At 35.9% G+C, this 13141-nt stretch carries 11 protein-coding genes; 1 reads left to right on the plus strand and 10 read right to left on the minus strand.

Annotation, left to right across the window (positions count from 1 at the left end; all coding sequences use genetic code 11):
• Positions 1–10: 10 nt before the first annotated feature.
• The 9 genes from UGRO018_RS13580 to UGRO018_RS13620 all read right to left on the minus strand — a co-directional run bounded on the left by UGRO018_RS13580 (position 11) and on the right by UGRO018_RS13620 (position 11180).
• Positions 11–2065 (minus strand): PRD domain-containing protein, encoded by a 2055-nt coding sequence (locus UGRO018_RS13580; RefSeq protein WP_416327035.1) that lies wholly within the window; start codon positions 2063–2065, stop codon positions 11–13.
• Between the two features lie 11 nt (positions 2066–2076).
• The gene (locus UGRO018_RS13585; protein WP_416327036.1) at positions 2077–3450 is read right to left on the minus strand and encodes a PTS mannitol transporter subunit IICB; all 1374 of its coding nucleotides are present in this window, start codon (positions 3448–3450) and stop codon (positions 2077–2079) included.
• A gap of 223 nt (positions 3451–3673) precedes the next feature.
• Positions 3674–5113: an MATE family efflux transporter gene (locus UGRO018_RS13590; RefSeq protein WP_463667566.1), complete on the minus strand. Its 1440-nt coding sequence runs from the start codon at positions 5111–5113 to the stop codon at positions 3674–3676.
• Entirely contained in the window at positions 5079–5558 is a 480-nt protein-coding gene (locus UGRO018_RS13595; protein ID WP_416327037.1) for a MarR family winged helix-turn-helix transcriptional regulator, read from the minus strand. Before UGRO018_RS13595 ends, UGRO018_RS13590 begins: the two co-directional genes overlap by 35 nt.
• 190 nt (positions 5559–5748) lie before the next feature.
• Complete coding sequence (locus tag UGRO018_RS13600) at positions 5749–7284, minus strand: ATP-binding cassette domain-containing protein (RefSeq protein WP_416327038.1); 1536 nt, start codon at positions 7282–7284, stop codon at positions 5749–5751.
• Between the two features lie 240 nt (positions 7285–7524).
• The gene (locus UGRO018_RS13605; protein WP_416327039.1) at positions 7525–8418 is read right to left on the minus strand and encodes a sensor histidine kinase; all 894 of its coding nucleotides are present in this window, start codon (positions 8416–8418) and stop codon (positions 7525–7527) included.
• A gap of 280 nt (positions 8419–8698) precedes the next feature.
• On the minus strand, positions 8699–9526 hold the full coding sequence (locus tag UGRO018_RS13610; protein WP_416327040.1) for an ABC transporter permease subunit: 828 nt from the start codon (positions 9524–9526) through the stop codon (positions 8699–8701).
• Positions 9519–10433, minus strand: coding sequence for an ABC transporter ATP-binding protein (locus UGRO018_RS13615; protein WP_416327041.1), 915 nt, complete (start codon positions 10431–10433; stop codon positions 9519–9521). The genes UGRO018_RS13610 and UGRO018_RS13615 overlap by 8 nt, the downstream gene beginning before the upstream one ends.
• Before the next feature lie 87 nt (positions 10434–10520).
• Positions 10521–11180 (minus strand): response regulator transcription factor, encoded by a 660-nt coding sequence (locus UGRO018_RS13620; RefSeq protein WP_416327042.1) that lies wholly within the window; start codon positions 11178–11180, stop codon positions 10521–10523.
• 102 nt (positions 11181–11282) lie between these two features.
• On the opposite strand from UGRO018_RS13620, the gene UGRO018_RS13625 reads away from it, so the two are divergent.
• Positions 11283–12791 carry an FAD-dependent oxidoreductase gene (locus UGRO018_RS13625; RefSeq protein WP_416327043.1) on the plus strand — a complete coding sequence of 503 codons (1509 nt, stop codon included), beginning with the start codon at positions 11283–11285 and terminating at the stop codon, positions 12789–12791.
• 125 nt (positions 12792–12916) lie between these two features.
• Here the strand turns inward: UGRO018_RS13625 and UGRO018_RS13630 are convergent.
• Positions 12917–13141 (minus strand): hypothetical protein (locus tag UGRO018_RS13630; RefSeq protein WP_463667567.1); only part of this gene is annotated, 225 nt, incomplete at its 5' end.

Consider the following 13141-nt stretch of genomic DNA (forward strand, 5'->3'; position numbering starts at 1 on the left):
ACGATTCCTCCTACCATGGTATCCATTCTCTGATTGTTGTTTCTTCGATCATTTGTACCTGTTCTTTAATTGTTTCTACATTTCTTTGTGCTAGCGCTTTATAAAATGCCTCTTGTTCTATGATTGCACGATTGATACTGCTACATAGCTGTTGCTGAATCTGAATTGCATTTTGCGGTAGTAACATCACCATGACAAATTGAATGTTACCGTAGGTTTGAAAACTTGATCCTTTGGGATATAGAACCTTCATATATGCATGATTTAAATCAGCTACCTTGGCATGTAATAACATAAAGCCCATATCTTCCATGATGACCGATCCCATTTCCTCACGTTTCATCAAAGCTTCTTTTACCTGTGTTTCCCATGGAAAACAGCTGGCAACTTTATCAATCATATCAGAAATGCTCATTTGATCTTGAACCTCTATGATTTCCATACTTTCCAAAAGTTCCACAGCACAATGACCGGCATCCTTCAACATATATAGAAGCGAACCTTTTGGTTTTATGAAATGCTTTGCAGGTTGATCCCATAACTCCTTTAATCGCTCCATCAAATGCATCATATCTTCTTCATTTAATAATGGTGTAACACGCAATACTTCGATATCTTTGATATCGAGATCAAAGGTAGATATCAATAGCTCTTGATCTTGATATTGATGAGTCGTGATATCTTCCATTGATAAGGTTTTTAATTGTATTCCATGTGGTACTGCCTTTAAGATTCTTGCGGATAACAATGCACTGACCCCAATGCCACTTGCACATACAACACCACATGCGATGTTTCGCTGATAACGACGCTCTTGTTTTCCTCGTTCTATGCTCGCACCGATATGCATCGTCAAAAATGCAATTTCATCTTCACTGACGATACAATCATATTCTTTTTCAAGAAGTTGACATGCACGTTTGGTTTGTAGATAAAGCTCATGATACATGGTTTGAATGGTTTCCTTTAGAGGATTGTAGATGGGTAAATCGTTTTTCAATCGAGTGATGGTTGGCTCCATATGTGTCAATAAGCCTTTCATCAACTCTTCATCCTGTAATAAAATGGCTCTTTCTTCTTCATCGAAACTCATCAACATCTCCATGATCAAATGTTTCAGATGATTGGCATGTTCCTTATCTTCAGGACGTGTCATCTTTGCTCCTTTGATATGAAGGGCAATAAATGCTGTTTCTACCTCAGGAATATCAATATCAAACTCTATTTCTAAATAGTGTGCCATTTTCTCGGCTTGTTGATAAGCAGGATCGTGCACCACCATTTCTAAGACTTCACTGCTTTCTTGAATTTCTTCATGCTTGGCAATGCGATCGATGGCAATCACAAGATGAATGATCAAACCAATATAACCGACACTGGCATAACGATCTAAGGATAATTCATGCTGATACGTTTCAAACACTTTCAAGATCCTTGTTAAGATATCCTGATCTAAAAGCTTTAAGATACTTTGAGATCCTGTATCGATAAAAATCTGATGCAACAAGGACCCGGAATCCAGAAAATTAACACTTTGAATATGTTCATTCTGTTGAAGGCTTTGCTGTACGATTGAGGTAATCGCTTTACGAACATCCGCCTCGTTACCTTCCAACCTTACGCCAAATCCTGGTTTTCTGATCAATGTTAATTCACGTTTTTGAAACCATGGATCTATGATATCCAGATCATTGGATATGGTCGCTTCACTAACCTGAAACATATTGGCATAATGTATCAATTTCTCTAAATCTTCACTATGCAATAGTTCAAAGATCAACATATTTCTTCGCTCTTCTTTATCTAAATAGGCGATTTCCTGTACCTTTAATTCCTTTAAAAGTAAATCTTTCTGTTCCTTGGTTCCTTCCACAGAAAGACCGGCTTTTTGTTTCGATGATAGCCTGAGATCATATTCCTTTAATTCATAATCAATATCCTTTAGTTCACGAAATATCGTTCGTGTACTGGTTTTACATAAATTCGCTAAGGTCTCGACACTGACGTACTCATCCCTTTCCAGACAATATTCTAATATTTTCTTTAATCTAGGTGAGTAAATCATGATCGTTCCTCCTATTTCTGTTTTAATTTCTCTACGATTTCATCGTATTCGCTTCCTCCCATAAAATTAGTAATTGGGAAGATGATTGCATTTGGACAATGACTTTGTGCACGTTCCATCAAGGATTGATGAGTAACAATGACCTCTGTATCTAATGGAACATCATTGATTGCATAATGTTTTACATCAATATCCATACCATTTGCTTTTAACTTTTTACTTAACGTAGTTGCGCCCATTGCACTGCTACCCATACCGGCATCACATGCAAATACGATTTTTGTAACACTACTACTGGCTTTTAATTCTTTGGTTCCTTTTGCTTCTGCTTTCATATCACCAATCGTTGCTTTTGCTTGTTCTAATGCATCATCACCATCTTTATTGGTGAATTTCAAAATTAACATTGCGATAACAAAGGATACTGCAGTTGCCGCCAATACACTAAGAATGACACCTACGTAGCTATCTTTCGCACACATTCCCAATACAGCGATGATACTTCCCGGAGATGCTGCGGATACCAAACCTGATCCCATCAAGCTGTTTACAAATACTCCCGTCATACCTCCACCGATTACCGCAAGCAATGTTAGTGGATTCATCAATACATATGGGAAATAAATTTCATGAATACCACCGAAGAAATGAATGATGACCGCTCCTGGTGCTGAACTTTTGGCATTTCCTTTACCGAAAATACAATAAGCAAGCAATAATCCAAGTCCCGGTCCGGGATTGGCTTCAATCAAGAAGAAGATAGATTTTCCTGCTTCCGCAACCTGATCCATACCTAGTGGTGTAAAAACACCATGATTGATTGCATTGTTTAAGAACAATACCTTTGCAGGTTCTACCAGGATAGAGGTCAATGGCAATAAACCATTTTCAACCAAGAAGTTCACGCATACGACCATACCATCCTTGATTCCCACACAGACCGGTTCGATTGCAAGACATCCAAAGATCGCAAGGATTGCTGCTAAGATACCTGCGCTGAAGTTATTGATCAACATTTCAAAACCTGCCGGAATGTGACCCTCTAACACTTCATCTAGTTTTTTGATAAGATAACCGCCGAATGGCCCCATGATCATTGCACCGATAAACATTGGATCTTCTGTACCGACTAACACACCCATTGCAGCTGCAGCACCAACGATACCTCCTCTGGTATCATAGATCATTTTACCTCCTGAATAAGCAATCAAGGTAGGAAGCAAAAATCGTTGCATTGGCACAACAATAGCTGCCAGCTTTGCATTTGGATACCATCCTGCTTCAATAAACAATGCGGTAATGATTCCCCAAGCAATGAATACTGAGATGTTTGGCATTACCATTCCACTTAGAAAACGACCAAACTTTTGAACTGATTCTTTCATAAATTCCCTTCTTTCTGTAAGTGCTTTCCTCTTTACACTTTCAGTATAATTTCAACTCAGACAAAACACAATCAAATGAAATTCAGCTTTGTCACCATCCCAGATGACAGAATTAAACAGCCTTTATTCATCGCTTTTTTTCACTTTTATGATACCATTTTAACTGATCAAAGAAAATGATTTATAAAAAAAAGTCTATTGGATAAACCAATAGACAAAGAACTTAAGATTCTATCACAGTATCACTATAAACACCAAGCTCCTCTTGATCTTTTTCCTGAGCAATCTGTTCATTCAGCTTTTTCAACTCATGATGAATAAAGAAGAAGACGATGACACCACTGGTGATATCTGCCACAGGCCCAGCATAGAGAATTCCATCCAAACCGAACATCAATGGTAAAATTAAAATCATCGGTATCAATAATAACAACTGTCTAAGTGTTGATAAGATACTCGCTTTTACCGGCTGTCCGGTCGCTTGAAAATAAGAAGTTGCCGTTATCTGAAACCCTGCCGTAAATACTCCAAGATCATAAATACGCATAGCTTTGATCGCAAAATTCGTAAAATTCTCATCTGCACTTCCAAATAGCATCAATATGATATGTGGAATCAACATAAAGGCGATCCATCCAATCGCAGTAACCCCTGTCGCAATACTACTTGCTAACATATAGGTCTTCTTGATTCGCTTCGGTTGATTTGCTCCCTTATTGAATCCTAAAATAGGCTGAGCCCCGATTCCGATACCAATACAAATAGATACGATGATCATGCTGATCTTCATAACGATACCCATTGCAGATAACGCCACATCTCCGGTTACTGATGTCTGATCCCCATAATAAACAAGGGAATTGTTTAATACGATCTGTAAAATTGTTGAAGATAACTGTGTAATACAACTAGATATCCCTAAAGTAAATGCACTTTTCACAATGATCCCATTCAACTTGATATGTGCAAGACGAAGTCTCATATTTCCCTTTTTCGTGAAATAATACAACAATACGATCGTTGAAATGATCTGTGAAGTAATGGTTGCGATTGCCGCCCCCTTAACACCCCAATGGAATACGAAGATATAAACAGGGTCTAAGATACAATTCAATGCAGCACCAACCACCATGCTATACATCGCAACATTAGGACTACCATCCGTTCTAGCCATATTACTTAAACCAATACCTAACAAATTAAAAGTGGTACCAAGTAAGATGATACTTGCATAATCCTTCGCATATCCGATGTTCTTTGGTGTTGCTCCAAATACTTGTAAAATAGGATCTAAGAATACCAATCCTAATACTGTCATAATGATACCTATGACCAAAAGCAAAATAAAGACATTACCTAACGTATTTTCTGCCTCTTTTTCCTTCTTTTCCCCTAGTTTGATTGCCGCATAAGCGCTTCCTCCGGCTCCAAGCATCGTACCTATCGCAAGAATAATGGTTACGATCGGAAATGATACCGTGGTAGCTGCATTCCCAAGATAGCCGACTCCCTGTCCGATAAAAATCTGATCTACGATATTATAAACCGCATTCACCAGCATGGAGATGACAGAGGGAATCGCAAAACGCATTAATAATCTACCAACTGGTTGATAACCAAGTGGATTTTTAGTCCTTATGTTTGTTTGACTCATACTCTTCATTTACCCTCTTTCTATAACTTTTTCCTTTTGCATATGAACGAGCATTCATTGCTATGTATTTCATCCCATTTTCTATTTGCGCACTCTCTTCATCACTTAATCCCTCAGTAATGATACTTCTCCAATCCGCAATTGCTTTTGTGATGACCGGAATCAGTGTTTCACCTTTTTTCGATACATAAAGCTGTATGATACGTTTATCCTGATCATTTACCTTACGTAAGATGTAACCTTCTTCTTCCAATTTTTTAACAGCTCTTGCGGTTGTCCCTTTATCATAATAGCCTTTTTCTGCAAGTTCTTGTTGTGAAATACCAGGATGCTGATAAATTCTCAAAAGAAAAAACTGTTGACCACTACCGATATGAAATTGCTTTAACTGTTCATCGAAATAGGTTTGAGAAATACGATATACAATAGATGCATACTTGTTTATTCCGGGCATATGCAAATCACCTCTTTATATTAGTTGCACAAACAACCGTTATATTATAGCGTAATCCTATGGAACACGCAACCTCTTCATTCTATATTTAGAAATTATCACCTAATGTTTACCTAATGTAAAAACCCCACTTCTACATTCATACGCAATGAGTGGGGTACTTATTTCAAATCTTTACATCTATGACTTATTAATCCATAAGATATAAGTGATGATGTGCAATATGATATTCTTTATCTGCGACTTCTTCGATAAACTTACGATCATGGGATATCGCTATGATACATCCTTCAAAGTCACTTAAGATCTTTCGTATCATAGGATTGGTCAATGGAGATAAATTTCTTGTAGGTTCATCCAACAACAACACATTACATCGTTCCTTTATTGCTTTGATCAAATATAACTTTGCCTTTTGTCCCTCACTCAATGACAAAACATGATGTTCCATTTCTTCCCTTGTAAACTTCATTCTTCCAAGCAACTCTCGTATCAACGTTATCTCCTGTTGATCACCTGTCTGTATCAAAAAACGAATCGGTGTATCATCAGCTTCAAAACGATCCATGTAGTTTTGTGGCATATAACAAAGTTTGATATCTTCTCGCTGTTTCAAAATATGATAGATGTGTTTCATTAATAAACTTTTTCCACAACCGTTTTTTCCTGTAATCACGATGTGCTCATTACCATAAACAGATAACGTAATATCACATAAAAGACATTGATCCCCAATACTTAAATGATCCATATACAGTTCTAAGATTCGCTTACTTTCCGGTAGAGCACAAGGCTCAAAATGCACATCGATTGCTTCTTCAATGGAATCTACATGTGTATAGCCTTCCTTCTCAAATCGTTTTTCCAATGATTTGATATTCTTCATTTTATGCATTAACATTGCTGCCTTGCCAGGATCTCTTACCGTATCATTCAATGCATCATGTACTGCATTCATCTGATCATTTAGTTTGATTTTCTTTTTCTTATACTCCTGCTTTTCTTTTTGTGCTAATTGCATATCTTTTTCTCTTGAGGAATATCGCTCTTTGACATATGCTTGATAACTTCCTCGATAGATATTCGCCTTACATTTTGTTTTTTTATTTAATTGTTCTAAATGAATCAGAACATTCGCACAATGCTCCAACAAAGTTTCATCATGAGATATGAACATAACAGGAATCGGTAAGGTCAAAATCAAATGCTCTAACCACATTAAAGTTTCGATATCCAAATCATTGGTAGGCTCATCCAACAGCAATAATTCCATTGGCTCATGCATCAGCTTTAAGAGTTGTAATTTTACTTTTTCTCCACCGCTTAAGGTTTTTAGTGTTTGCTGTCTTTGAATGAAATCAGATGGTAAAAACAAATGCTGACACATGGTTTCATAAGCTAGTAATTCGTTATATTGATGTGGTTCTATTTCATCATCCACATCTTTCTTCAACAGATATTCATAAATTTCTGCATCCATCCATTTCAGGTGTATTTGCTGTTCAAAATAAGCAATATGCTTAAAATTCGTAATGATGTCACCTTCGATAACCACATAATCTTCGATCAATTCTTTTTGTTTGATTGCTTTTAAAAGTGTAGATTTTCCATTTCCCTCTTCTCCGATAATACCTACTTTATCGCTATTTCCTAGGGAATAATTAAAATTCTCAAGTAATATATGATTTTTTAAATCTTTTATGGTTAGTTTTTTTATTTGAAGCATAAGATGCACCTCCTTCATAGAGGTTATCGATAACAACATGACATTAGACATAACGAAAAAACATGATCTTACTTTTCGTATCTGTTGAAACATATCATTTGTTATCTATACATCTTATCCCTCCTCACTCTATGCAGTAGTGTAACAAAATCAGTTACCTTTGTCTACCTCTTTTTTATGATTTCAAATAAAGTGGCTGATTTCACAAAGGAAAAAAGCCAGCACAGTTATAAACCAATGCTAGCTTTTATCTTCATGATACAATGGTAATTGTAAGTGAATAGATAATCTTTGATCATGATATTGTGCAAAAATTTCTCCTCCCATTTGTTCACTCAGCCGCTTTGCAATCGATAATCCAAGTCCTGTAGATTTCACTCCACTTTCCACGGTATAAAATCGATCAAATAGTTTTCCAACCGTAGTATCATCTAAATCACAAGTATGATTTGAACAAATGATTTCTCCTGTTTCCAATAAGGTAATGACAGCATCTCCTGTACTATACTTTATCACATTGCTGAGGATATTATTCAAGATACGATGAACAGCAAAATGATCAACATACGCACAAACAGGTTGTTTACATATATGTACTTCAGGAGTAATATGACAACCTTTCAAAGCAGCATAATGAGCAGATAAACAATCCTCGATCACACGCTTCAGGTCTACAACATCAAATGTTTCCTTTGGCTTTGTCACATAAACAGAATATCGAAAAAGTTCCTCTGTCAACTGCTTTAATACATTTACACGATCTTCCACCATGTTTATATAATGTCGTACCTCTGTAGAGGTTTCTTCTTTTTCCAAAAGATTCAAATACCCATAAATCGCAGTTAATGGTGTACGTAGATCATGGGATATATTTGTCATAGATTCTTTTAATTCTAAATCGCCCTGTTGAAAACGCAAACGTTGATTTCTAAGCAAGATCAACTCTTGATTCAAACATTGAGCCAATTCACAGATACTTGTATCATGAGAAGATATGGAAATCAAGGTGTTGGTATCATGTTTTCGTTTCTCTATCAATTGATCTTGTATTTCTTTGATTGATTTGTGCATAAGAAAAATTCGCATGCTTAAAAATAAGATCATTACCATACAACACAAGATACAATATATCATGATACCACCTCAATCCATGTGACATTCTCCACACGTATGCGAATGCTAAGTAATAAGACTTCTTGTTCGAGTAACCCATTGGTTACAGCATAAGCACGCTTCCCCTATGTGCCCCACGGTTTTTATAAGTATTAAGTTATGCTGATACGAATCGCATATCCTCATTTCATTATTTATCTCCCTTGATACATTACGATTGATTTTTATAGCATATTTTGATAACTCATCAAGTTTTCAAGCAACGCTTATCACTTTAGAAGCGGGAGAATTCTTGCTAAATTTAGTTAAGATCCTTTTGGTTTAATAGAACCATTCCGATCATCGTTGATAGGATACCGATCACACTCGAATATAACATTAGCTTCATTGGATGTGATACTTGCATGGACGCACATTGCACCACTTGCCCACCTGGAAGAAAATCATATAAAAACTCATAAACATCCCTTGAAGTTCCTTCTAAATAATTAGGATTCGGCTCTTCTTTTTCTTCCTGTTGACCATCCATGTCAAGTGTATAAGCAGGATATACCTTAGGCTCCTGTAAACGGGAATTGATATAAGCACCAGCTAGGATCAAAAATAATACACTCATAATACATGTAATAGAACTCACTGCTTTACTCGTGATCATCATTGAAATCATCGTATAGATACACGAATAGGCAAACACCAATAAATATACCGTCATTACCAATAATAATATCACTTTGATATCTGCTTCAAAGGTTCCCAATAGCGGTATGCCAACACATAAATAAACTACAAAGAACACAGTACATAACAGCCATGCAACCAACATATTGACACTAAGATTAGCAAGATATATAGGAACTCTTTTATGTCCTATCATGATCTTATTGCGAATCGTGCCATCACTATATTCTCGACCTACAAATAAAGAACTGAAGATTGACAATGCGATCGGTACAAGCAATGAACACATTAAAAAGCCGACATCAAGACGATTGATATAACCGGTTTCCTTCATCTGTAAGTATCGCATTACCGGAATGTACACCGCCATCATTGCCATCAATAACATACAACCCCAAAAACACTTATTTTTCCTTAAACGTAAAAGGTTCGCATACCATAATTTATTCATGTCTACCACCTCCTACTAAATTGATATAATAATTCTCAAGACTTTCATCATGTTCATGTAAGGAATCGACCATACAATCCAACTGATCCAGCCTCATGACTAGTTTTGATATATTTACCTCACCATATATATCAGCCTCATGATCAGATAATATACGATAATCCAACGTTTCTTCATCAAGCACTTGTGATAAGGCAGTAATATCAGACACATGAATACGAACACATTTTCGACAAGCCGCTTCTAGCTCCTGTGCACTGATTTCTTTCACGATCATACCATGATCAATAAAGCCATAATGTGTGGCAAGCTTAGATAATTCATTTAGTATATGGCTAGAAATCAATATCGTAATCTGTTGTTCTTTATTCAGTTTTAAAATAAGCTCTCTGATTTCAATGATACCCTCTGGATCTAACCCATTGGTTGGCTCGTCTAATACTAAAAAATCAGGATTTCCGGCAAGTGCAATCGCAATACCAAGCCTTTGCCTCATTCCTAAAGAAAAATTACCTGCCTTTTTCTTACCCGTTTGATCTAAGCCAACCAAATGCAATAACTCTGTTATGCCATCATTTGAAGGCATACCTAAAATACGATATTGTTCTTTCAAGTTATCCTCAGCACTCAAATCTAAATAAATGGAAGGTGTTTCTATCACTGCCCCCATTCTTTTACGCATTTTCGTGATATTTTTATCATCATGTGGTACTCCATACAAGGTATAACTTCCTCTTGTTGGTTTTTGAAGTCCACACAATAAACGAATCAAAGTTGTTTTACCAGCTCCGTTTTTCCCGACAAAGCCATAAATTGACCCCTTCGGTATGTGCATCGTCAATCCATTCAAAGCCTGAAATTGTCGATAGGTTTTATTTAATGCCTGACACGTTACGATATATTCCATCTCCATAATCTCCTTTCGTGACTGCTTCATTATAATAAGAAAAGATTAAGAAAACAGTAAAGGAAAACGTTAAGAAATGGTAAAGCTTTATTCCTTCATTTTGAATCCGATCCCCCATATAGCTTCTATATATTCTTTATCCTTAATATTACGTAGTTTTTTTCTTAGATTACTGATATGAACCTTCAAAGAGCTTTCCACACAATCCGGTGTATCCTTACTGATTTCATCCAGTATATTTGACTTTGTGAACACCTGAGAAGGTTGTTTCATCAATAACTTCAAAATCGCATATTCAGTCTTTGTTAGCTTAAGTTCTTGTTGGTCTAGATAAACTTTGTGAGATATGGTATCTAAAGTCAGCTCTTTAAATTGTAATACTTGACAAACAGACTCTTTTGTTTTTCTAAGCTGTACGCTAATACGAGCCAAAAGTTCAGACATATCAAAAGGCTTCGTGATATAATCATCAGCCCCCCCTAACAATAGCTGAACTTTATCATAGATTTCTACCTTCGCACTTACCACGATGATCGGAATTGATGAGATCTTAGGCAAAATCTCTTCTCCATTTAAGCCGGGTAACATCAAATCCAATAAAATCAAATCAGGATGATGTTGAGAAAGGTAAAGCAATGCTTCTGTACCCGAATAGGCTCGAGATACACCATAACCTTCCCTTAACAACGTTTCTTCTACGACATCACCGATATGGATATCATCATCTATGATCAAAATTTGTTTCATTCACGCACCACCTTATCATTAATCTTATTATAGTTAGATTCTTTCTTGATTTCAATTATAAAATCCATGAAACATACCATACTGTAAAAAGAGGTGATATACATGAATGATTCCTATTGGATCAAACATACAAAAAAAGAAAAACATTACCCTTCGGTGGATCATGATCTCCATGTTAATATGATGATCGTCGGGGCAGGATTGACTGGTTTATCTTGTGCTTATTATATCAGTAAGACCGCAAAAGATGCGATCGTAATAGAATCCGATCAAATCGGCTATGGTGCCAGTGGTAGAAATACCGGTAAATTGACATTTCAACATGGTCTTCTTTATCATACCTTGATTGAAAAATATGATAAGGTCTTTGCTCAACGTTATTATAGAGCACAATGTGATGCCATGACTTCCATAAAGGCCATCATAGAAGATCATCATATTGATTGTGATTATCAAAACAGTGATGCCATTCTTTATACCAATGATGTAACTAGAGTAGCAGATCTACAAGATGAATATCAATCCTATCTAGACCTTGGAATTCCTTGTGAATTTTTAAAATCAACAAGAACACCCGTCGAAATGGAAGCCGGTTTACAAGTTCACCATCAAGCAAAATTTAATCCATATGCATATTGTCTTGGATTAAGTGATGTGCTAGATGAACGTGATATTCCTATATATGAGCATAGTGCACTTTGCGATATCAAACAAAGTGAACATGGATATGAGTGTAGTGTTAATGGTCACATCATTACTGCTAATAAAGTAGTTTTCACTTGTCAGTTTCCATTTATTGATCACATGCATCTATATTTCACTAGAATGCGCCCTATGCAAGAGTCCCTATGCTATGCGCATTTACAACAGGAAGAACTGCCTTCCATAATGATCAACATTGAAGTACCGATGCATAGTGCAAATATATTCGCAAATGATATCGTTATGGCCGGATATCCACATAAAAGTGGTCAAGGCTCCTTACAAGAGCATCAAGACTTTGAAAAAAGCCTACCTACCATTTATCCAATTCACGATATCGAAGAAAGTTGGTCTAATGAAGATTATTTTACTTTTGATTATTTACCATTAATTGGAAAATTAGATAAGCATAATGATGACCTGTATTTTGCTAGTGGTTATCGTGGTTGGGGAAATACCACAAGTAATATGGCTGCTAAAATTCTAAGTGCCTATTTATTGGATCAATACAGTAATTATGCAATGATGGCTTCTCCCCAAAGAGCTTCTTTCTTATCGCTCCCCTTCCTAAAGGAAAATTTAAATACGGCTTATCATTATCTGAAAGGCCATTTTAATAAAGCAGATATTGATTATCCTTTAAAGAAGCAAGCGAAAAAGATAGAAATAGATGGTAAATTATATGGTGTATATCGTGATGAAGATGATGAGTTGTTTATTTTAGATATTACATGTCCCCATATGGGATGTATTTGTGAATTCAATCATGTAGATAAGACATGGGATTGCCCATGTCATGGTTCTCGTTTCTCTTATACCGGTGAAGTCATCAAAGGCCCTGCAGGATTATGCCTTCATGGATATGGTGATGAGCCAAACAAAGTTGATCCACATATTATAAAAAAGTAAATTTTTCCAGTAAGAAACCTTTTATAAAAGCGATACAAGACCCATTTGTATCGCTTTTTCATCTTAATCAAAACGATTCAATAACTTACTTCGATTATTTATTTTATTCTACTGCTTCTTTCATACTAGTTACCTATTTGTTCAATGGCTACTTTTAATTCTTCGATAGAATCATAATCAAAAATGAAATCAGTGATATGATCTAATTGCACTTGATTCAATGTTCTTAGCCATTTTCTTTCATTCTTTCCATATTTATTTTGGATAATTTTTTCTAAAAGTTGATATTTTTCTTGTTGTTTACCTAATAATACCCCTTCACGTTTGCCCACAAGCTTACCTTTTAGCAG

The sequence above is a fragment of the Hoskinsella mucinilytica genome (genome assembly GCF_045223415.1).
Classification (GTDB): domain Bacteria; phylum Bacillota_I; class Bacilli_A; order Erysipelotrichales; family Erysipelotrichaceae; genus Hoskinsella; species Hoskinsella mucinilytica.

What these genes read in the sequence shown, in the direction of transcription:
- UGRO018_RS13620 (WP_416327042.1), bottom strand. Translation starts at nt 11,180, where the DNA reads ATGAAACAAATTTTGATCATAGATGATGATATCCATATCGGTGATGTC.
- UGRO018_RS13580 (WP_416327035.1), bottom strand. Translation starts at nt 2,065, where the DNA reads ATGATTTACTCACCTAGATTAAAGAAAATATTAGAATATTGTCTGGAA.
- UGRO018_RS13590 (WP_463667566.1), bottom strand. Translation starts at nt 5,113, where the DNA reads ATGAAGAGTATGAGTCAAACAAACATAAGGACTAAAAATCCACTTGGT.
- UGRO018_RS13625 (WP_416327043.1), top strand. Translation starts at nt 11,283, where the DNA reads ATGAATGATTCCTATTGGATCAAACATACAAAAAAAGAAAAACATTAC.
- UGRO018_RS13610 (WP_416327040.1), bottom strand. Translation starts at nt 9,526, where the DNA reads ATGAATAAATTATGGTATGCGAACCTTTTACGTTTAAGGAAAAATAAG.
- UGRO018_RS13595 (WP_416327037.1), bottom strand. Translation starts at nt 5,558, where the DNA reads ATGCCCGGAATAAACAAGTATGCATCTATTGTATATCGTATTTCTCAA.
- UGRO018_RS13605 (WP_416327039.1), bottom strand. Translation starts at nt 8,418, where the DNA reads ATGATATATTGTATCTTGTGTTGTATGGTAATGATCTTATTTTTAAGC.
- UGRO018_RS13615 (WP_416327041.1), bottom strand. Translation starts at nt 10,433, where the DNA reads ATGGAATATATCGTAACGTGTCAGGCATTAAATAAAACCTATCGACAA.
- UGRO018_RS13600 (WP_416327038.1), bottom strand. Translation starts at nt 7,284, where the DNA reads ATGCTTCAAATAAAAAAACTAACCATAAAAGATTTAAAAAATCATATA.
- UGRO018_RS13585 (WP_416327036.1), bottom strand. Translation starts at nt 3,450, where the DNA reads ATGAAAGAATCAGTTCAAAAGTTTGGTCGTTTTCTAAGTGGAATGGTA.